Here is a 21416-nt window from a genome sequence, read left to right as displayed (position 1 = left end):
TCTCTCCTCAAGAGGCAATCGCACCTGTGCCCGAGAACGCGGCAGAACGTCCCCGTCATTCCCGGCCACCGGGGCCGGAACGCGCGTGGGAGGATCAAAGCATTCGAACGTGACACAAAGGAGTGCACCTGTGCCCGGTCAGAACCTGTCCCGTGACGAGGCCCACGAGCGGGCCGAACTGCTGACCGTCGACGGATACGACGTCGTGCTCGACGTGCGTTCCGCGATCGACGAGCCCGGCGACAACGACGGGGAGCAGTCGGCCGATCCACGGACCTTCCGCTCGGTGACCACGATCCGGTTCCGCACCGCGCGGGCGGGGGCGTCGACCTTCGCCGACCTGCTGGCGCCGAGCGTGACGTCGGTGACACTGAACGGGCAGGCACTCGACCCCGCCGTCGTCTTCGACGGGACTCGGGTGGCGCTGAACGATCTGCCGGAGGGCGAGAACGTCCTGGTGGTCGACGCGCAGTGCGCGTACAGCCGGACCGGCGAGGGGATGCACCGGTTCGTCGACCCGGAGGACGGCGAGGTCTACCTCTACACGCAGTACGAGCCGGCCGACGCGCGGCGCGTCTTCGCGAACTTCGAGCAGCCCGACCTGAAGGCACCCTTCCGCTTCGAGGTGACGGCGCCCGAGGCCTGGACGGTCTGGAGCAACGGGTCGGAGGAGTCCCGGGACGGCGGGGTCTGGCGGTTCGCCGAGACGAAGCCGATCTCCACGTACATCACGGCGGTAGTCGCCGGCCCGTACCACTATGTGACGGACTCCTACAGCCGTACGTTCGACGACGGCACGACGCTGGACATCCCGCTCGGCGCCCTCTGCCGCAAGGGGCTCGCCCGGCACTTCGACGCGGACGACATCTTCCTCGTCACCAAGCAGGGCCTGGACTTCTTCCACGACAACTTCGACTACCCGTACCCGTTCGGCAAGTACGACCAGGCGTTCGTGCCCGAGTACAACCTCGGCGCGATGGAGAACCCGGGCTGTGTCACGTTCCGCGAGGAGTACATCTTCCGCGGCAAGGTGACGCAGGCGTCGTACGAGAGCCGGGCCAACGTCATCCTGCACGAGATGGCGCACATGTGGTTCGGCGACCTCGTCACCATGCAGTGGTGGGACGACCTGTGGCTGAAGGAGTCGTTCGCCGACTTCATGGGCGCGTTCTCCATGGTGGAGTCGACCCGCTTCAAGAACGGCTGGATCACCTTCGCCAACAACCGCAAGTCCTGGGCGTACCGGGCCGACCAGCTTCCGTCCACGCACCCGATCACGGCGGACATCCGTGACCTGGAGGACGCCAAGCTGAACTTCGACGGCATCACGTACGCCAAGGGTGCCTCCGTGCTGAAGCAGCTGGTGGCGTACGCCGGGCGGGACGCGTTCCTGGAGGGCGCCCGGCGCTACTTCAAGAAGCACGCGTACGGGAACACGCAGCTGGGCGACCTGCTGTCGGTGCTGGCCGAGACGTCCGGGCGGGACATGGTCACCTGGTCACGGTCGTGGCTGCAGACGGCGGGCGTGAACTCGCTGACGCCGGTGGTGACGTACGACGCGGCGGACCGGATCACTGAGCTGGCCGTGCTCCAGGAGGCGGTCGAGTCGCACCCGGAGCTGCGGCCGCACCGGGTCGCGGTCGGCCTGTACCGGCGCAGGTCGAACGGCGACCTGGTGCGGTACGCGCGCGCCGAGGTCGACGTGGCGGGTGCGCGCACGGCGGTCGGGGCACTGGCCGGGGCCGAGCGGCCCGACCTGATCCTCGTCAACGACGACGACCTCACGTACTGCAAGGTCCGCTTCGACGAGGCGTCCCTCGACACGCTGCGCGCGCACCTCGGTGACATCACCGACCCGCTGGCGCGGGCGCTGTGCTGGTCCGCGCTGTGGAACCTGACGCGGGACGGGCTGATGCCGGCCCGCGACTTCATCTCGCTCGTGCTGGACTTCTCCGGCCAGGAGTCCGACATCGGCGTCCTGCAGATGCTGCACGCCTGGACCCGGACCGCGCTCGTCCACTATGCCGCTCCCGGGTGGCGCGAGGAGGGCGGCCGGGCGCTGGCCGAAGGCGCGCTGCGGGAGCTGCGGATCGCCGCGCCGGGGAGCGAGCACCAGCTGGCGTGGGCGCGGTTCTTCGCGGCGGTCGCGGACTCGGACGCGGACTTCCAGCTGCTGTCCTCGCTGCTGGGGGAGTCCGCGCGGATCGACGGTCTTGAGGTCGACCAGGAGCTGCGGTGGGCGTTCCTGTCCCCGCTGGCTGCGCACGGGGTCGCCGACGAGTCGGTGATCAATGCCGAACTGGCCCGGGACGACACGGCGTCCGGCAAGCGGCACCAGGTGCGGTGCCTGGCCTCCCGGCCGTCGGCGGCGGTCAAGGCACAGGCGTGGGCGGCGGTGGTCGAGTCGGACGCGCTGTCCAACGCGCTGGTGGAGGCGACGATCACAGGGTTCGAGCAGCCGTCGCAGCGGGAGTTGCTGGCGCCCTTCACGGATCGGTACTTCGAGGCGATCGAGCGGGTGTGGGCCGAGCGGTCGATCCAGATCGGGATGGCTGTGGTGAAGGGGCTGTTCCCGGCGCTGGAGGACGACGAGCCGACGCTGGCGGCCACGGATGCGTGGCTGGAGGCGCACGCGGACGCGGCGCCCGCGCTGCGGCGGCTGGTGCTGGAGGCCCGGGACGATCTGGCTCGGGCGTTGCGGGCACAGGCGTGCGACGCGGGGGCCGGCGGCCGGTTCTGAGCGTGCGCGGGGCCGGACGGAGGCGGGGACGGGGACGTCAGGGGCGGGATCGTGCCTTTTCGGTTGTCGAACTCCCGTCCTTCGGGGCGGGCTTGTCCTGAATCGTCGACGGGCCTGTAACAGGGGGTATGCCGCACGTCGGCGTGCGGCATACCCCGGAACATGACGGCCGAGCCGCCCAGCCCGGTCCGGCTCGCCGGGCTGCCGGTGGCCCCCGTGGCGCGGGCGCTCGCGGACGCGGTCGCCGGGATCGGGGACGCCTACGCCGCGCACCGGTTGCTCACCGAGGCGGTCCGCGGCCGGCTTTGCGATCCGGCCGCGGTGGTACGGGAGTTATCGCCGGGTTCGTCCCTCGTGGCGCATCAGCCCCCTTGGCGGAAGTACGCCACAGCGGAAACTCGGACCCGCCAACCCTCCACAAACCCCTGTCATTTGCGAAAGGCTGAGCGGTCATCCGGTACCGAATTCCGGACTTTCTCTTTCACATACAGGGATGCTGATGACCTCCGAATCCCCCAGTTCCATATCCGGGGCGAGACGCGTGGCCCGAGTCGCGGCCGCTGCCGGTCTGGTGGCCGCGCTGGCCGCCTCCGGTGCCGCCCCGGTCTTCGCCGCCGACGACCCGGCCACCGCCCCCGTCAAGGCAGCCGCCGACACCGACAAGCTCGGTGCGACCGATGCCGATGTTCTGACCAAGGCGCAGGCCAAGGGCGAGAAGAACATCACCATGATGGTCGCCACCGCGCCCGGTGCGACCGAGCAGGTCACCAAGCAGCTGGACGCCGTCAAGGGGTCCGTGGTGGAGCGTACGTACGACAAGCTCGGCTACGTCCGCGCGACCGTACCGACCGCAACCGCCGAGGCGACCATCAAGGCGGCCTCGAAGCTGACGTCCGTTCACGGCATCGATCTCAAGCAGGAGATCATGCTCGACGACCCGACGCCCTCGGGCGACCGGGCCGCCGGGGCGAAGACGGCGTCCACGGGCACCTACCCGGCGCCCAGCAGCGAAACGCCGGCGAAGAACCCGTACAACCCGTCCTTCGAGACGGGTGCGGTCGACTTCGTGAAGCAGCACCCGAAGGCCGACGGCCGCGGCGTGACCATCGGCATCCTGGACTCGGGTGTCGACCTCGGTCACCCGGCGCTCCAGAAGACCAGCACCGGCGAGCGCAAGATCGTCGACTGGGTGACGGCCACCGACCCGGTCAGGGACAAAGACGGCACCTGGTTGCAGATGACGGACGCCGTGTCCGGCCCGACGTTCACCTACAAGGGCCGTACGTACTCGGCGCCCGAGGGCTCGTACAAGATCAAGGTGTTCGCCGAGTCCGCCACCCTCGGTGGCGACATGAAGGGCGACCTCAACCGTGACGGTGACACCACCGACACCTGGGCCGTGCTCTACGACCCGGTCACCGGCAGCACCCGCGTCGACCTGAACAACGACGCCGACTTCACGAACGACGCCGTCCTTATGCCGTACAAGGAGAAGCACCAGGTCTCCTACTTCGGCACGGACGACCCGCGGACCGATGTCGTCGAGCGCATCCCGTTCGTCGTCGAGACCCGCAAGAACGTGGTCTACAACGCGGCCGGCGACACGTCCGACTACGTCAACATCGGTGTCATCGAGAGCGAGCACGGCACCCACGTCGCCGGCATCACCTCCGCCAACGGGTTGTTCGGCGGCAAGATGAACGGCGCCGCGCCCGGCGCGAAGATCGTCTCCTCGCGCGCCTGCACCTGGTCCGGCGGCTGCACCAACATCGCGCTCACCGAGGGCATGATCGACCTCGTCGTGAACCGCGGTGTCGATGTCGTCAACATGTCGATCGGTGGCCTGCCGGCGCTCAACGACGGCAGCAACGCCCGCGCGGAGACGTACAAGCGGCTCATCGACACCTACGGCGTCCAGCTGGTCATCTCGGCCGGCAACGACGGCCCGGGTGTGAACACCATCGGTGACCCCGGCCTCGCCGACCACGTCATCTCCGTCGGCGCGTCCATCTCCAAGGAGACCTGGGCCGCCAACTACGGCTCCCAGGTCACCAAGAAGTACGACATGCTGCCGTTCTCGTCCCGTGGTCCGCGTGAGGACGGCGGCTTCGCGCCGATCCTGACCGCGCCCGGCGCCTCCATCAACTCCACCCAGACCTGGCTGCCCGGTGGCCCGGTCAAGGAGTCGGGCTACTCGCTCCCGGCCGGATACTCCATGCTGCAGGGCACCTCGATGGCCTCGCCGCAGGCCGCCGGTGCGACCGCGCTGCTGCTGTCCGCCGCGAAGCAGAAGCACATCGAGCTGCCCCCGGCCGACCTGCGCACCGCACTGACCAGCAGCGCCACGCACATCGAGGGAGTGCCCGCGCACGCCCAGGGTGCCGGCCTGATCAACATCATCGACGCCTGGAAGCTGATCGAGAAGCAGGGCGCCCCGGCGCACGAGTACTCCGTGAAGGCCCCGGTCGACACGGCGCTCGACTTCGCGCTGAAGACCCCCGGCTTCGGTACCGGCCTGTACGACCGCGAGGGCGGCCTGAAGGCCGGCCAGAAGAAGTCGTACGACGTCACGATCACCCGCACCACGGGCCCGGACAAGGCCGTCGCGCACCAGCTGTCCTGGAAGAACAACGACGGCACCTTCACGCTCACCGGCAGCAGCACCGTCTCGCTGCCGCTGGGCAAGCCGGTGACCGTCAACGTCCAGGCGAAGCCGGGCAGCGCGGGCGTGCACAGCGCGATCCTGCAGGTCGATGACGCGAAGACCTCCGGCGTGGACCAGCAGATCCTCGCCACGGTCATCGTCGCCAAGGACCTGGTGAAGCCCGCCTACGCGTTCACGGCGTCCGGCTCGGTGCAGCGCAACAGCACCACGTCGTACTTCGTGAACGTGCCGGAGGGCGCCAAGACCCTTGAGGTCGCGATGAGCGCCCTGCGCTCGGGCAGCCAGACCCGGTTCATCTCCATCCACCCGTACGGGGTGCAGATGGAGGACAGCGGAACGCCGTTCTGCTACCCGAACTACGACAACCCGAACAACACCTGCCGCCCCGACGTGCGCTCGTACGCCGACCCGCGGGCCGGTGTCTGGGAGATCGAGGTCGAGGCACGGCGGACGTCGCCGCTGCTGGACAACCCGTACAAGCTCGATGTCTCCCTGCTCGGCGCGTCCTTCGACCCGGCCGTGCAGACGCTGCCCGAGGCGAAGATCGGCACGCCGACCGCGGTGAACTGGACCGTCACCAACGGTGCGGGCGACCTGGAGGGCAAGCTCAAGGGCGGCTCGCTGGGCTCGGCCAAGGTCGCCACCCCGTCGATCAAGACGCGTGACCAGCAGGTCACCACGGTCACCATCGGTTCGGGCGTCGAGAAGCTGGACGTCGCCATCGGCGGCACCTCGGACGCCAACGCCGACCTGGACCTGTACGTCTACGACGCGACCGGCAAGCAGGTCGGCGCCTCCACGACCGCGGGCTCGGAAGAAGCGGTCAGCCTGGCGAAGCCCGCCGCGGGTACGTACACGATCCGTGTCGACGGCTACTCCGTCCCGGCCGGGACCACCACGTACAGCTACCGCGACGTGTACTACACGCCGTCGCTCGGCACGCTCAAGGTCGACGAGTCGAAGGCCGTCAACCTGGCCAGCGGCGCTTCGACGACGGTCGGCGCCGACGTCGTGGTCGCCGGTGCGGCTCCCGAGGGACGTCAGTTCTTCGGCGAGGTCCAGCTGGTGAACAGCCGCGGCACCGCGGCGGGCACCGGCAGCGTCGTGATCGAGAAGGTCACGCCGTAGCGGTTGCTGTGCAGTGATACCGAGAGGGGGCGGGCGCCCGCAGGGGCGCCCGCCTTTCCCGTTCCCGGCCGTGTTTCCCCGCTGCCGCCGGGGCGCCGCGAAACGTTCGATCCGCGCCCCCTGTCCGTCTGCCGGACAATGGATTGGACAAGGAAGCCGTCGACATACGCATCATGGAACGGCAACCGCGCCAGTTCGTACGTTTGAAGGAGTCCCTGTGAAGGTCGGAATCGTCGGCGCCACCGGTCAGGTCGGCACAGTCATGCGCAGGATCCTGGCCGAGCGGAAGTTCCCGACCGACGAGCTGCGGCTCTTCGCCTCCGCACGCTCCGCAGGTTCCACGATCGGGTGGGAAGGCCAGGAGATCACGGTCGAGGACGCCTCCACCGCGGACTACACGGGTCTGGACATCGTGCTGTTCTCCGCCGGTGGCGCGACGTCCAAGGCGCTCGCCGAGAAGGTCGCCTCCCAGGGCGCCGTCGTGATCGACAACTCCTCCGCGTGGCGCAAGGACCCCGAGGTCCCGCTCGTCGTCTCCGAGGTCAACCCGCACGCGATCAAGAACCGTCCCAAGGGCATCATCGCGAACCCGAACTGCACCACGATGGCCGCGATGCCCGTGCTGCGCCCGCTGCACGACGAGGCCGGTCTCGACGCACTGGTCGTCACCAGCTACCAGGCGGTCTCCGGCTCCGGTCTGGCCGGCGTCGCCGAGCTGCACGGGCAGGCGTCCAAGGTGATCGCCGACGCCGACAAGCTCACCCACGACGGCGGAGCCGTCGAGTTCCCCGAGCCGGCCGTCTACAAGCGGCCCATCGCCTTCAACGTGCTGCCGCTGGCCGGCGCGATCGTCGACGACGGCTCGTTCGAGACCGACGAGGAGCAGAAGCTCCGCAACGAGTCCCGCAAGATCCTGGAGATCCCGGAGCTCAAGGTGTCCGGCACCTGCGTCCGGGTCCCGGTCTTCTCCGGCCACTCCCTCCAGATCAACGCCCGCTTCGCCCGCCCGATCAGCGTCGAGCGCGCCTACGAGCTGCTGAACGACGCCGAGGGCGTCGAGCTCTCGGAGATCCCGACCCCGCTCCAGGCGGCCGGCCAGGACGTGTCGTACGTGGGCCGTATCCGGGTCGACGAGACCGTGGAGAACGGGCTGGCGCTCTTCGTCTCCGGTGACAACCTGCGCAAGGGCGCGGCGCTGAACGCGGTGCAGATCGCGGAGCTCGTCGCGGCGGAGCTGAACGGCTGACGCGTCGCACGGACAAAGGGATCGGCGGGCACCGTGCCGGGTGCCCGCCGATCCCTTTGTCCGTCCCCCTCTCCCTCCCCCGTCAGCCCTGCGGCCTGCGGACCTCGAACTGGAAGCAGCCGTACTCGACGGCCCTGACGTGCACCAGCGCCACCTCCGGGTCGGCGAACGCCTCCGCGAACGCCTCGTCGAAGCCGCGCGACGGGTCGGCGGGCATCTCCAGCAGACGGCCGCCGACGATGTGGCCGTCCGCGTTGTAGCGGCGGACCGTGCGCAGCGCGCCGACCCGGGCGAACGGATAGCCGTCCCCGTCCGCCGCCGGGCCCTCGCACTCCTCGGCGTGGATGTAGACGGGGCCCTGCTCGTCGTACGCCCCGGGCCTGGCCCAGGTCGCGGCCGCCCAGCGGCGCAGCGGCGCGTACGAGACGAGGGCGATCCGCTCCCCCGGCTCGACGCCCCGCAGACAGCAGCGCAGCGGACTGCCGCCTTCCCGCTCGGTGTACGGGACGCAGGGACGGCCCGCGTCGTCGGTGTCGCGGAGCTCCTTGAGGGCAGCAGGTTCGATGGGTCGTGCTTCGTAACCGGTCATGATTCGAGCGTCGCGCGTGGCACCGCCGGGGTCCGGCGGAAAACGGACATAGCGTTGCGTGCGTTCCGCGTGGAAGGATGGCCGGGGAAACATCACATATCAAGGAGATGACCGGGTGCCTGGCACGAATCTGACCCGCGAAGAGGCACAGGAGCGGGCGCGCCTGCTGACCGTGGACGCGTACGAGATCGATCTCGACCTCTCCGGCGCACAGGAGGGCGGCACCTACCGGTCCGTCACCACCGTGCGCTTCGACTCCGCCGAAGCCGGTGCGGAGACCTTCATCGACCTGGTCGCCCCGGCCGTGCACGAGGTCGAGCTGAACGGCAAGGCCCTCGACGTGGCCGCCGTCTTCCGCGACTCGCGGATCGCACTGCCACACCTGCAGGCGGGCTCCAACGAGCTGCGGGTCGTCGCGGACTGCGCGTACACCAACACCGGCGAGGGCCTGCACCGCTTCGTCGACCCGGTCGACCAGCAGGCGTACCTGTACACGCAGTTCGAGGTGCCGGACGCCCGCCGGGTGTTCGCGAGCTTCGAGCAGCCCGACCTGAAGGCGACCTTCCAGTTCACCGTGAAGGCGCCGACGGGCTGGAAGGTCATCTCGAACTCCGCCACCCCGGAGCCCAAGGACGACGTCTGGGTCTTCGAGCCGACGCCGCGCATCTCGACGTACATCACGGCCCTGATCGTCGGTCCGTACCACGCGGTGCACAGCAGCTACGAGAAGGACGGCCAGTCCGTTCCGCTCGGCATCTACTGCCGTCCCTCGCTCGCCGAGTTCCTCGACGCGGACGCGATCTTCGACGTCACGCGGCAGGGCTTCGACTGGTTCCAGGAGAAGTTCGACTACGACTACCCGTTCGCCAAGTACGACCAGCTGTTCGTCCCGGAGTTCAACGCGGGCGCGATGGAGAACGCGGGTGCGGTCACCATCCGCGACCAGTACGTGTTCCGCTCGAAGGTGACGGACGCGGCGTACGAGCGGCGCGCGGAGACCATCCTGCACGAGCTGGCGCACATGTGGTTCGGCGACCTCGTCACCATGGAGTGGTGGAACGACCTGTGGCTGAACGAGTCGTTCGCCACGTACACCTCGGTCGCCTGCCAGGCGTACGCGGAGGGCACGAAGTGGCCGAACTCCTGGACCACGTTCGCCAACTCCGAGAAGACCTGGGCCTACCGCCAGGACCAGCTGCCGTCCACGCACCCGATCATGGCGGACATCCGTGACCTGGACGACGTGCTGGTCAACTTCGACGGGATCACGTACGCCAAGGGCGCCTCGGTCCTGAAGCAGCTGGTGGCGTACGTCGGCATGGACGAGTTCTTCAAGGGCGTCCAGGCCTACTTCAAGGCGCACGCGTTCGGCAACACCCGCCTGTCCGACCTGCTGGGGGCGCTGGAGGAGACCTCCGGCCGCGACCTGAAGACCTGGTCGAAGGCGTGGCTGGAGACGGCGGGGATCAACATCCTGCGCCCGGAGGTCACCACCGACGAGAACGGTCACGTCACGTCGTTCACCGTCCTTCAGGAGGCCCCGGCGCTGCCCGCCGGCGCCAAGGGCGAGCCGACGCTGCGCCCGCACCGGATCGCGATCGGCTGCTACGACCTCGACGGTTCCGGCAAGCTGGTCCGTACGAACCGGATCGAGCTGGACGTCGACGGCGAACGCACCACCGTCCCGTTCCCGGCGAACACCGCCCGTCCGGCGGTCATCCTCCTCAACGACGACGACCTGTCGTACGCGAAGGTCCGCCTCGACGAGGAGTCCCTGCGGGTCGTCACCGAGCACCTCGGCGACTTCACCGAGTCGCTGCCGCGCGCCCTGTGCTGGGCCTCCGCCTGGGACATGACCCGTGACGGCGAACTCGCCACGCGCGACTACCTTTCGCTCGTCCTGTCCGGCATCGGCAAGGAGTCGGACATCGGCGTCGTCCAGTCGCTGCACCGCCAGGTGAAGCTGGCCCTGGACCTGTACGCGGCGCCGGAGTCCCGCGAGGCGGCACTGGCGCACTGGACGGAGGCGACGCTCGCCCACCTGCGCGCCGCGGAGCCCGGCAGCGACCACCAGCTCGCCTGGGCCCACGCACTCGCGGCATCGGCCCGCAACCCGCAGCAGCTCGACCTGCTCCAGGCGCTGCTCAACGGCACGGAGACGGTCGAGGGCCTCGTCGTCGACACCGAACTGCGCTGGGCGTTCGTCGAGCGACTTGCCGCGGTCGGCCTGCTCGACGAGGACGAGATCGCCGCCGAGTACGAGCGCGACAGGACGGCCGCCGGCGAACGCCACGCGGCGACCGCCCGCGCGGGACGCCCCACGGCCGAGGCGAAGGCGGAGGCATGGGCCTCGATCGTCGAGTCGGACAAGCTTCCGAACGCCGTCCAGGAGGCGGTCATCGGCGGCTTCGTCCAGACCGACCAGCGTGAGCTGCTGGCCCCGTACTCCGAGAAGTTCTTCGCAGCGGTGAAGGACGTCTGGGACTCGCGCAGCCACGAGATGGCCCAGCAGATCGCCGTCGGCCTCTACCCGTCCCTCCAGGTCTCGCAGGAGACCCTGGACGCGACGGACGCCTGGCTGGACTCGACGGAGCCGAGCGCGGCACTGCGCCGGCTGATCTCCGAGTCGCGGGCAGGCGTGGAGCGCGCACTGAAGGCCCAGGCCGCGGACGCGGCGGCGGCGACCGCCTAGCAGTAACAGCAGCAGCTGAGCAGTGGGGGCGCTTCCTTCGGGGAGCGCCCCCTTTGCGTGCCTCTTTCGCGTCCCCCGGGAGCCCACTCCCTGTCGCGGGGGAGGCCGTAAGGGTGGGGCTACGCGCCCGCGGCCTCGTAGCGGGCGGCCAGGTCCGCTGCGCCCGATTCCGTGAGCGTGCCGTGCAGGCGCATGCGGGCCACGCCGCCGTCCGGGAACGCGTCGAGGCGGACGTGAGTGACCACGGCCTGGGCGCGCAGGGGAAAGCGGTGGAGGGTGTCGGGCTGGAGCCTGGTACGGGGGATGATGTCGAACCATTCGCCCGTCTCGCCGTTGCGGCCCTGGAGGGCGATCCAGCCGGCCGCGTTGCCCTTGAGGCAGGCCGTATCGATCTCGACCGCGCGGACCGCGCCCTGGGCGACCAGGCGGAAGCGGACCCAGTCGTTCGTGTCGCGTACGCGGCGGCGGCGGTTCTCCCAGCCGTCGTCCATCTTGCGGGAGGTGCCGGGCAGGATGATCTGGGTCGGTGAGGAGTAGAAGCGGTCCGAGGCGTCCTCGTACGCACCGCCGTTGACCACCGCGATCAGGTCGATCGTGCCGAGGGTCGCCAGCCACGCGGGGTCGGGGAGGACCTCGCCATGGACGCGGAGGCGGGCTATGCCCCCGTCGGGGTGCTGGCAGAGGCGGATGTGGGTGTAGCGGCGGCCGCCGGTGATCTCGAACCCGTTGGCGGCGTGGCCGCGTACGGGGGTCGGCGGGACGATCTCCTCCCATTTCACGTCGCCGGCGAGGAGTTCGGAGGGGCTGGGTGAGCCCTCGACCGACGTCGCCTGGATCGAGACGCGCTGCGGGTAGTTGCCACGGAAGTGGGCGGTGTCGACGACGATGCCGCGGATGATGCCGGGGGCGCCGAGGCGGACGAGGGCCCAGTCGTGGTCCTCGGGCGCCGGGAAGGGGTGTGCGGCGTCGGTGCCGCGGCGGCGGCGGGTCTCCCAGCCGTCCATGATCTTGCCCTTGTGCCCGAAGTGCTCGGGGTCGAACACGGCGCGCTCGCGGATCAGCAGGTTCTCGCGCTCGGCGAAGAACTCGTCGTTCGCGGCGATCACGCCCGCACCGAGGCGGCGGTCGGCGAGGTCCACCAGTTCGGTGAAGGGGAAGTCGCCGGCGCGGTAGTCGGCGTAGGGGTCGCCTCCGCCGTACGGGGCCGCGTCGTTGGCGTGGGGGTCGTTGTCCGAGGCCGTGGTCTCGTTCGCGTCGAAAGTCATGTGCGTAACTGTCGCGCCGGATGAACCATCAGGTCCATCGAAAGTTTTCGCACAATTCCTTCAGGTCAGCTGAATGTATTCGCGCGGGCCGCGCTGACCTGCTTGAGCGTGGCCAGGACCCGGGCCACCGCCGGGCCCTCCTCCGCCCCCTGCCGTACCGCCGCCACCACATGGCGCCTGGGCAGGTCCGCCCCCAGAACGCGCATCACCACACCCTTGCGGCGTTCCGCCGATGCCATCCGGGGGATCAGCGCGACGCCCATGCCCGCCTCGACCATGGCGAGGATCGCGGTCCACCCGGAGGCGCTGTGCGCCTGCTCCGGCACGAACCCGGCCGCCTCGCACGCGGCCGTGGTGATCTCCGACCAGGGGCCCGAGCCGCCGAAGATCCACGGTTCGGCGGCGAGGTCGGCCAGCCGGAGCCCTGGGGCGTCCGCGAGCCGGTGACCGGCGGGGAGGGCGACGTCGAGCGGGTCGGTCAGCAGGGGGAGAAGGGTGAAGCGGGGGTCGTGGGCGGTCGGTGCGTGCGCGGCGAGGGAGAGCGCGAGGTCGACGTCGCCGGCCGACAGGAGTTCGTACGCCTCCGCGGCCTCCGCCTCCCGTACGCGTACCGACGGTCCCGGCCGGTCGTCGGCGCGCAGGAGCCGGACCGCCGGTACGACGAGCGCGGGCACCGCCGTCGAGAAGGCGCCGACCCGCACCTCCCCCGCCTCGCCCCGCAGGTAGCCGGTCAACTCGGCGTCGGCGCGCTCCAGCTGGGCGAAGACCGCTTCGGCGTGGCGGAGTACGAGGTGTGCGGCGTCGGTGAGCCGGACGCGTCGGCCCTGTGCTTCCAGTAGGGGTACGCCCAGCTGCCTGGCCAGGTTGGAGAGCTGCTGGGACACCGCGGAGGGGGTCATCAGCAGCGCCTCGGCCGTCGCCGTGACGGTCCCGCGCTCGCTCAGCGTGCGCAGAATCCGGAGCTTCTTGATGTCCCACTCGGTCATGTCCGCACATTATCCGCCGCCGCGGACCCGGCCCGCTCCTTCTCCCACCCCCCATTTGCCGGTCGGTCTTAATGATGAGGAAGTGTGCTCCGCCGGAACGCACAACAGGGCGCCTCGACGTGCCTTACGCACGTCGAGGCGCCCTGGGACAGCACTCGTGGGGCTACGCAGTTCTGGCGCCGCGCAACCGAAAGGTCAGGCCTGCTTCTTGGACTTGTCCAGGAGCATGACCAGGCCCGCGATGATCACGAACAGAGCGATGGGGGCCACGACGTACAGGCCGATCGTCTGGATCGCGCTCAGGCCGGGGCCCGGGTCGTCACCGTCGTCACGCGTCAGCGCAAGCGCGGGGGACGACATGAGCAGCATCATCAGCGTCGTACCGGCCGCCACGGCGCCGGTGCGCATTGCGTTCTTCTTGTCCACGCTACAAACGTAGCGAACGCCTAGGAGCGGCGCGCGCCCGGGGGTGCCGTACGGGGACGTGGGTGACTGTTCTCGGGGTCGAGGACCTCCATCAGGCGGTGCAGGCGAGGGGATGCGGCGAGTTCCTCCAGGGTGACCGGGTGGCCCTCCGCGTCGGCGATGGGCAGCCGCCAGTTGGGGTACTGGTCCCAGGTGCCCGGCAGGTTCTGCGGGCGGCGGTCGCCGACCGTGTCCGGGAGCCAGATGCCGGCCATGCGGGCGGGGGTGCGCAGCAGAAAGCGGTGGACGGCCCGGACCGCGCCCTCCTCGTCGCCCTCACCCTCCGGGAACAGTCCGAGTCGGGCGAGCAGGGCGAGCCACTCGGCGGTGTCGGCGGCGTCCTCGGCCTGTTCCTGCTCCAGGGTGCGGGTGAGCAGGCCGAGGCGGTGGCGGAGCGTCACATGGTCGCCGGTCAGCCGGGCGGCGGTGGACGGCAGGTCGTGGGTGGTGGCGGTGGCGAGGCATCCCTCGCGCCAGTCCTGCGGGGGCAGCGGGCGGCCGGTGCCCGCCCAGTCGCGCTCGAACCACAGCACGGACGTGCCGAGCACTCCGCGCCGGGCGAGTGTTTCGCGTACGCCGGGTTCGACCGTGCCGAGGTCCTCCCCTATGACGACCGCGCCGGCCAGGTGCGCTTCCAGGGCGAGGACGGCGAGCATCGCCTCGGCGTCATGACTGACGTATGTGCCCTCGGTCGGCGGCTTTCCCTCGGGAACCCACCAGAGCCTGAACAGACCCATGACGTGGTCGATGCGGAGGGCGCCCGCGTGGGCGAGGAGACCGCGGAGCAGTCCGCGGTACGGGGCGTAGCCGGACGCGGCGAGGACGTCGGGGCGCCACGGAGGCAGCCCCCAGTCCTGGCCGCGCGCGTTGAACGCGTCCGGGGGCGCGCCGACCGACATGCCGTGCGCGAAGGCGTCCTGCTGCGCCCAGGCGTCGGCGCCGCCGGGGTGTACGCCGACGGCGAGGTCGTGGACGATGCCGACCGCCATCCCGGCGTCCCGCGCGGCCCTCTGTGCGGCGCCGAGTTGGGTGTCGGTGAGCCAGGCGAGCCGGCAGTGGAAGTCGACCCGGTCGAGGAGCTCGCCGCGGGCGCGGGCGGTCCGCGGGGAGCGGGGGTCGCGCAGCCCGGGCGGCCAGGCGTGCCAGTCGGAGCCGTGCACCTCGGCGAGGGCGCACCACAGGGCGTGGTCCTCCAGGGCCTGTCCCTGCTCGGCGAGGAAGTCGCAGTAGGCGGCGCGGCGGCCGGGGGTCAGCGGGACCTCCGATACGAGTTCGAGAGCCTGGCGCTTGAGTTCCCAGACGGCGTCCCGGTCGATCAGGGCGCCCTTGTTCAGGACCGCTTCGCTGAGGGCTTCGGCACTTTGCCGCAGGTCGTCGAGGGCGGCCCGGTCCCGCACGTGCCCGTACTCCGGGATCGACTCGATGTGCAGATGGACGGGGTCGGGGAAGCGGCGCGAGGAGGGGCGGTACGGGGACGGGTCGGTGGGTCTGCCCGGTACAGCGGCGTGCAACGGGTTGACCTGGACGAACCCGGCACCGAGGGTCCGGCCCGACCAGGCGGCGAGGTCGGCGAGGTCGCCGAGGTCGCCCATGCCCCAGGAGCGGCCGGAGAGCAGGGAGTAGAGCTGGACGAGGAAGCCATGGGTGCGCCGGGGCGGCTGGGGCACCCGGACGGGGGCGACGATCAGAGTGGTGGTGGCGGACCGGCCGTGCTGGGTGCGCACGGTCAACCGGTGCACGCCGAGCGGGGGTTCGGCCCACCAGGCGGGGGTGGCAGCGCTCACCGCGGAAACGGCCGGATCCGGCTGTCCGCCCGGCACCCTCATCCGTGGCGGCCGGGGCGATGCGGCCGCTCCCTCGGGCTCGATGTCCAGTGTGGTGCCGGGGCGCAGTGCGGTCAGGGCGGGCGGCAGGGGCTCCCCGGTCCACACCACGAGCGTCGGCGGAAGCAGCCGGGAGGCGGCCGCCGACTCGGCGGCGGCGAGTGATTCCCGTACCGCTTCGGGTGTGGCGGCGTCCACGCCCAGCGCGGCGAGCACGGTGATCACCGTGTCGTCGGGGACGGTCACCGTGACATCCGCGGACGGGGAGTAGGAGGTGGCGACACCGTGCAGTGCGGCGAGCCGGGACAGGCCCATTCAGACTCCTGGGGACTCCGTGCCCCCCGCGGTGCCGGGGGCGGTCGGCTCGCTGGTCAGCGGGGCGGCGACGGCGAGCGGCGGCTCGCTCGTCAAAGGGGTGGCTGCGGCGAGCGGCGGCTCGCTGGTGAGGGGTATGGCGTCGGCGTACGCGGGTTCGCCGGTGAGCGGGCCGGGACCCGGCACCTGTTCGGTCAGGGCGGAGAGCAGAAGCTGCGCGGCAGCGGGCATGGCGGCCTCCTGGCCGTGGACAAGTGGACACAGCAGTGGACACAGCAGGCCTACCCAGCGGGCGCGACCGCAGACATAGGCGCTCCAACAACGACTCCAACGTGCCCTGGGTCACATTCCGTTCCTCGGGGGCCGGTTACCCGTAAACCGTCCGCCGTTTTCGGCCATTCGGCGCCATCTCTGCTGTGGTCCGCCGATCATTGACCGCACCTCACCCCAACCGCCACATCGGGCATATACGGCACAACGGTCACACGCATTGACACCCTCGCGCCCGGGTGGTGGGCTCGGAGCCCATCGACGGGAGCGAGGGAGTACGGCATGCAGCTCAGGCGCAGAAAGCAGGCGGCGGCCGTCGCGGCCGCCGTGCTCGGCGGACTGCTCTCCACGGGCTCCCCGGCCGCCTTCGCCGCACCCTCGGCCCCCGGCTCTCCCGCCCTTTCGGCAGCCGACCGTACGGACGACGGCGCGCTGCCCACCGTGTGGCCGCGCCCGCAGACCATCAAGGCGTCGGGAGCCGCCGTACCGCTCTCCACCGAGGTGACCCTCCTCGCCGGTGCTGGCACCGATCCGTACGCCCTCGACGCGGCCCGGCAGGTGCTGCGCGACGCGGGCGCACGGACCGTCCACGAGGCGCTGCCGGGCCGCGGGCCGGTCATCCGGCTCGGCGGCGACGACGCCCAGGACGCCCTTCGGGCCCTGCGCGCCCCGGAGCGCGCCGATCTGCCGTCCGGCGGCTACCGGATCGCGGTCGGTACGGTCGCGGGCCGCCCCACCGTCGCCCTGGACGGCCTCGGCGACGACGGTCTCTTCCACGCCGTGCAGACGCTGCGTCAGCTGATCCGGAACGGAAGCGTCGCCGGGGTCACCGTGCGGGACTGGCCGGGCACCGCCGTACGCGGCGTGACCGAGGGGTTCTACGGGCATCCGTGGACGCGCGCGGAACGGCTCGCGCAGATCGACTTCATGGGCCGGACGAAGCAGAACCGGTACCTCTACGCGGCGGGCGACGACCCGTACCGGCAGGCCCGCTGGCGCGATCCGTACCCCGCCGAACGGCGCGCCGACTTCCGGGCACTGGCCGAACGGGCCCGCGCCCAGCATGTGACGCTCGGCTGGGCGGTCTCCCCCGGCCAGGCCATGTGCATGTCCTCGGACAGCGATGTGAAGGCGCTGACGCGGAAGATCGACGCCATGTGGGCGCTCGGCGTGCGCGTCTTCCAGTTGCAGTTCCAGGACGTCAGCTACAGCGAATGGCACTGCGACGACGACCCGGACACCTTCGGCAGCGGACCCGAGGCGGCGGCCAGGGCCCAGGCGCGGGTCGCGGACAAGGTGGCGCAGCATCTCGCGGACCGGTACCCGGATGCGGAGCCGTTGTCGGTGATGCCGACGGAGTTCTACCAGGACGGGGTCACCGACTACCGCGCGGCTCTCGCAAAGGAGCTGGACGACCGCGTGCAGATCGCCTGGACCGGCGTCGGGGTGGTGCCGAGGACCATCACCGGTGGGGAACTGGCCGGTGCGCGCGCCACGTTCCGGCATCCGCTCGTCACGATGGACAACTACCCGGTCAATGACTACGCACAGGACCGCATCTTCCTCGGCCCGTACACCGGCCGGGACCCGGCGGTCGCGATCGGCTCGGCGGCGCTGCTCGCCAACGCGATGGAGCAGCCGTCCGCGTCCCGCATCCCGCTGTTCACCGCCGCCGACTTCGCCTGGAATCCGAAGGGCTACCGGGCGCAGGAGTCCTGGCAGGCGGCCATCGACGATCTGGCGGGCGGCGACGCCCGCACCCGGGACGCGCTGCGGGCGCTGGCCGGGAACAGCGCGACGTCCGTGCTGGGCGGCGACGAGTCGGCGTATCTGCAGCCGTTGTTCGCCGCGTTCTGGAACTCCCGTACGACGGCGGACGCCACGGCGCGGGCCGACGCGGCACGCGAGCTGCGGGCCGCTTTCACCGTGATGCGGGAGGCCCCGCAGCGGCTGAAGGGCCCGGCGGACGGGCGGCTCGACGACGAAGTGCGGCCCTGGACGGAGCAGTTGGCCCGGTACGGGCAGGCGGGCGAGCTCGCCGTCGATCTGCTGCAGGCCCAGGCACGCGGCGACGGCGCGGCCGCGTGGAAGGTGTCGCTGGCCCTGGAGCCGCTGCGCACGGCGGTCAGGGCGAGCGGGGCGACGGTCGGCAAGGGGGTGCTCGACCCCTTCCTGGACCGGGTGCGCAAGGAGGCCGACACCTGGACCGGCGCGGACCGGGACACCGGGACGGTGACCGGGACCCCGGGCAGCTACACGGTCCGGCTGAACCGGGCCCGCCCGCTGGAGGCCGTGACCGCGATGACGGTGTCCGGCGCCGAGGCGGACGCGACGCTGCAGGCGCATGTGCCGGGCGAGGGCTGGCGCAGTCTCGGCCCGGTCTCGGGGACCGGCTGGACCCAGAGATCGACCAAGGGGCTGCGCGCCGACGCGATCCGGGTCATCTGGCCCACTGCCTCCCTGGCGACGGGCACGAACGCGGGCGTGCTGCCGCCGATCGTCTCCGGAACCGCCCCCACCGCCGAACCCCTCCAGGTGCGCGCCCTCGTGCCGTGGTTCGGTGACGAACCCGCCGCCCGGCTCGATCTCGTACGCGGTGAGACCGACGCCGAGATCGGCGGCGGCCCGCAGCGAGTGCAGGCACGGCTCGCCGCCCGCCGCCCCGCCGAGGTGCGGGGGGCGCTCATCGCGAAGGCGCCCAAGGGCATCAAGGTGTCCGTCCCCGAGCAGACGACGGTGCCGCGCGGGTCCCGTACCGAAGTCCCTGTGGAGATCACCGTCCCGGCGGACACCCCGGCGGGCGAGTACGAGGTGCCGTTCCACTTCGCCGGCGGGGAGAGCACCCTCACCGTCCGGGCCTACCCGCGCACCGCCGGCCCGGATCTGGCCCGTACGGCCACCGTCTCCTCGTCCGGCGACGAGACCCCGGACTTCCCGGCGGCCGCCGCGTCGGACGGCGATCCGGCAACCCGCTGGTCGTCCCCGGCGGAGGACGGCGCCTGGTGGCAGGCGGAACTGGCGGAGCCCGCCAGGATCGGGCAGGTGGTGCTGCGGTGGCAGGACGCGTACGCCTCCCGCTACCGCGTACAGGTCTCCGCGGACGGCCGCAGTTGGCGTACGGCGGCGACCGTCCGGGACGGCAAGGGCGGCCTGGAGTCCGTCCGGATGGACGCGCCGGACACCCGCTTCGTCAGGATCCAGGGTGACGGCCGGGGCACCGAGTTCGGCTACTCGCTCTGGTCGGTGGAGGCGTACGCCGTCGCCCGGTAGCCGCACGCGGTCACGCCGCCCTGCGAACCAGGGGCGGTTCACCACCCGACCGGCAATCGCTGCTGCACTGCCTGGCGGGGATCGTCCGCCCCGACGAGGGTTCGGTCTCGTACGGACAGGAGCGGCTCGACCGGCTTTCCGAGGCCCGGCTCGGCGAACTGCGGCGCACCGACTTCGGCGTGGTGTTCCAGTTCGGGCAGTTGATCCCCGAACTCACCGTGCTCGACAACGTGGCACTGCCGCTGTTGCTCGCAGGGACGTCCCGCGCCGCGGCACAGGCACGGGCGGGCGAATGGCTGGAACGCTTCGGGGTGCGCGGCCACGCCGGTCTGCGGCCCGGCGAGCTGAGTGGCGGCCAGAGCCAGCGCGTAGCACTGGCACGCGCGTTGGTGACCGGTCCGAAGGCGGTCTTCGCGGACGAGCCGACCGGGGCACTCGACTCGCTCGCCGGGGAGCAGGTGATGACGGCCCTGGTGCACGCCACCCGCGAGACCGGCACCGCGGTGTTGCTGATCACCCATGACGCGCAGGTCGCCGCGTACGCGGACCGCGAAGTGTGGCTGCGGGACGGGGCCGTCCACGCTGCGCCGGTCACCGTCCGGGAGGCCGCCCGCCATGAAGGCTGACGCCCGCATCGCATGGATCCTGACGCGCGGCTCGCACCGCCGCGAGTGGTGGCGGATCTCGCTCACCGCGGTGGGCGCGCTGGTCGCCACGGGCTTCGCCCTCGCGGCGGTCACGGTCGCCGCCGTCGCCGGGCAGGTGTCGATCCCCTACGCACACGGCCTGCTGAACCAGCCGGGCGAGCGCGCCGGTGTGGTGGTCACGCTGCTGCTCCTGCTCGTCCCCGTGCTCGGCTTCCTCGGTCAGTGCGCCCGCATCGGCGCCGTGCACCGCGACCGGCGGATGGCCGGGCTGCGGCTCGCGGGGGCGTCGCCCGCGCAGGTACGGCGCATCTCGGCGCTGGAGTCCGCGTTCGCGTGCCTGGCGGGATCGGCCGGCGCGCTGGCCGTCTTCGCCGCGGTCCTCGCCGCCGTCGGTCACATGCCGCCGCCGGTGGCATGGGTGGCCTTCGTGCTGGTTGTCCTCGCCGTGCCGGTCGTGGCCGCGCTGGTGAGCGCACTCGCCCTGCGGCGGGTGGTCGCCTCGCCGCTCGGCTGGGTGCGCCGTGTCCGGCCGGACAACGGGAACCGGACGCTGCTCGCGCTCCTGGTCCCGACGGCGCTGATCGCCGTGGCGCTCTTCCTCCTTGCCGACCGCAACGGCCATCCCGGCGACGTGACTGTCCCGTTCACGGTGTTCGCCATGGTGCTTGTCATCGGAGCGGGTGCGGTCTGGCTGGCCGGAGCGACGGCTTCCTTCATGGGCCGCTGGCTGACCCTCCGCGCGAAGAGCGCCGCGGTGCTGATCGCCGCGGGGCGGCTCAAGGACGACCCGTGGGCCGCCGCGCGCACCCATGCCGCTCTGCTGCTGGTGACCGTCGTCGGGGTGGGTTTCGTCGGCGTACGGCAGGTGCTGCTCGACGAGTTGCACCGGCGCGGCGGCTACACGGCGGAGGACCTCGGCTTCTACACCACGGGGATCGATCTCGCCGGGACCGCCGTCCTGGTGGCTCTCGTCATCAGCCTCTTCGGCCTCGCGGTGGGCACAGCCGAATCCGTCGCCACCCGCCGCAGGGGACTCGCCGCCCAGACCGCGGCCGGAGTACCGCGGACGGTTCTGGCCCGGACCCTCCTCCTGGAAACGGCGCTCCCGCTGGCCCCCGCGGTCCTGCTCGCCGGCATCGGAGGCATGGCGGTGCACCTCTCGTACGCCCTGCTGGTGGCTCCCAGGGCCGTCCCGTCGATGCTTCCGCTGCTCGTACCCGTGGTGGTGTACGCCGCCTGTCTGCTGGCCGCGTCGGCCTCGCTGCCGCTGCTGCGGCGGGCGGTGCACCCCGCGGAGCTGCGGTTCACGTAGCGC

General features: G+C 71.3%; 13 protein-coding genes. 7 read left to right on the top strand and 6 right to left on the bottom strand.

The annotated features are described in order from the left end of the window. The first annotated feature begins 130 nt into the window (after positions 1-130). From pepN (ACGFSA_RS03200) to ACGFSA_RS03190, 3 genes are all read left to right on the top strand, one after another. Positions 131-2740, top strand: a complete 2610-nt coding sequence (gene pepN, locus ACGFSA_RS03200; RefSeq protein ID WP_393298899.1) for an aminopeptidase N — start codon at positions 131-133, stop codon at positions 2738-2740. Between the two features lie 493 nt (positions 2741-3233). Further along, the gene (locus ACGFSA_RS03195) at positions 3234-6533 is read left to right on the top strand and encodes a S8 family serine peptidase (protein ID WP_393298896.1); all 3300 of its coding nucleotides are present in this window, start codon (positions 3234-3236) and stop codon (positions 6531-6533) included. Positions 6534-6750: 217 nt separating this feature from the next. Next, complete coding sequence (locus tag ACGFSA_RS03190) at positions 6751-7779, top strand: aspartate-semialdehyde dehydrogenase (protein ID WP_393298893.1); 1029 nt, start codon at positions 6751-6753, stop codon at positions 7777-7779. 82 nt (positions 7780-7861) lie between these two features. Here the strand turns inward: ACGFSA_RS03190 and ACGFSA_RS03185 are convergent, their stop codons facing one another. Beyond that, positions 7862-8368 (bottom strand): DUF1203 domain-containing protein, encoded by a 507-nt coding sequence (locus ACGFSA_RS03185; RefSeq protein WP_393298890.1) that lies wholly within the window; start codon positions 8366-8368, stop codon positions 7862-7864. Between the two features lie 115 nt (positions 8369-8483). Here ACGFSA_RS03185 and pepN (ACGFSA_RS03180) point away from each other — a divergent pair, with 115 nt between their 5' ends. After that, positions 8484-11060, top strand: a complete 2577-nt coding sequence (pepN, locus tag ACGFSA_RS03180) for an aminopeptidase N (RefSeq protein ID WP_393298887.1) — start codon at positions 8484-8486, stop codon at positions 11058-11060. A 119-nt stretch (positions 11061-11179) separates the two neighbouring features. Here the strand turns inward: pepN (ACGFSA_RS03180) and alc are convergent, their stop codons facing one another. The 5 genes from alc to ACGFSA_RS03155 all read right to left on the bottom strand — a co-directional run bounded on the left by alc (position 11180) and on the right by ACGFSA_RS03155 (position 16145). Further along, positions 11180-12325 carry an allantoicase gene (gene alc, locus ACGFSA_RS03175; protein ID WP_393298884.1) on the bottom strand — a complete coding sequence of 382 codons (1146 nt, stop codon included), beginning with the start codon at positions 12323-12325 and terminating at the stop codon, positions 11180-11182. 65 nt (positions 12326-12390) lie between these two features. Next, positions 12391-13311 (bottom strand): LysR substrate-binding domain-containing protein, encoded by a 921-nt coding sequence (locus tag ACGFSA_RS03170; protein WP_393298881.1) that lies wholly within the window; start codon positions 13309-13311, stop codon positions 12391-12393. Between the two features lie 195 nt (positions 13312-13506). Then, complete coding sequence (locus tag ACGFSA_RS03165; RefSeq protein WP_393298878.1) at positions 13507-13737, bottom strand: hypothetical protein; 231 nt, start codon at positions 13735-13737, stop codon at positions 13507-13509. Positions 13738-13757: 20 nt separating this feature from the next. Further along, positions 13758-15914 (bottom strand): 4-alpha-glucanotransferase, encoded by a 2157-nt coding sequence (gene malQ / locus ACGFSA_RS03160; RefSeq protein ID WP_393298875.1) that lies wholly within the window; start codon positions 15912-15914, stop codon positions 13758-13760. Continuing rightward, positions 15915-16145, bottom strand: a complete 231-nt coding sequence (locus ACGFSA_RS03155) for a hypothetical protein (protein WP_393298872.1) — start codon at positions 16143-16145, stop codon at positions 15915-15917. 321 nt (positions 16146-16466) lie between these two features. Here ACGFSA_RS03155 and ACGFSA_RS03150 point away from each other — a divergent pair, with 321 nt between their 5' ends. The 3 genes from ACGFSA_RS03150 to ACGFSA_RS03140 are packed head-to-tail and all read left to right on the top strand — an operon-like array spanning position 16467 to position 21413. Further along, a complete protein-coding gene (locus ACGFSA_RS03150; RefSeq protein WP_393298869.1) occupies positions 16467-19454 on the top strand; it encodes a beta-N-acetylglucosaminidase domain-containing protein in 2988 nt (995 codons plus the stop codon). Next, positions 19421-20080 (top strand): ABC transporter ATP-binding protein, encoded by a 660-nt coding sequence (locus ACGFSA_RS03145; protein ID WP_393299457.1) that lies wholly within the window; start codon positions 19421-19423, stop codon positions 20078-20080. The genes ACGFSA_RS03150 and ACGFSA_RS03145 overlap by 34 nt, the downstream gene beginning before the upstream one ends. After that, a complete protein-coding gene (locus ACGFSA_RS03140; RefSeq protein ID WP_393298866.1) occupies positions 20070-21413 on the top strand; it encodes an FtsX-like permease family protein in 1344 nt (447 codons plus the stop codon). The genes ACGFSA_RS03145 and ACGFSA_RS03140 overlap by 11 nt, the downstream gene beginning before the upstream one ends. Positions 21414-21416: the final 3 nt, after the last annotated feature.

Source organism: Streptomyces sp. NPDC048496 (genome assembly GCF_043200055.1).
Taxonomy (GTDB): domain Bacteria; phylum Actinomycetota; class Actinomycetes; order Streptomycetales; family Streptomycetaceae; genus Streptomyces.
This window is presented reverse-complemented; position numbering and strand designations above follow the sequence as displayed.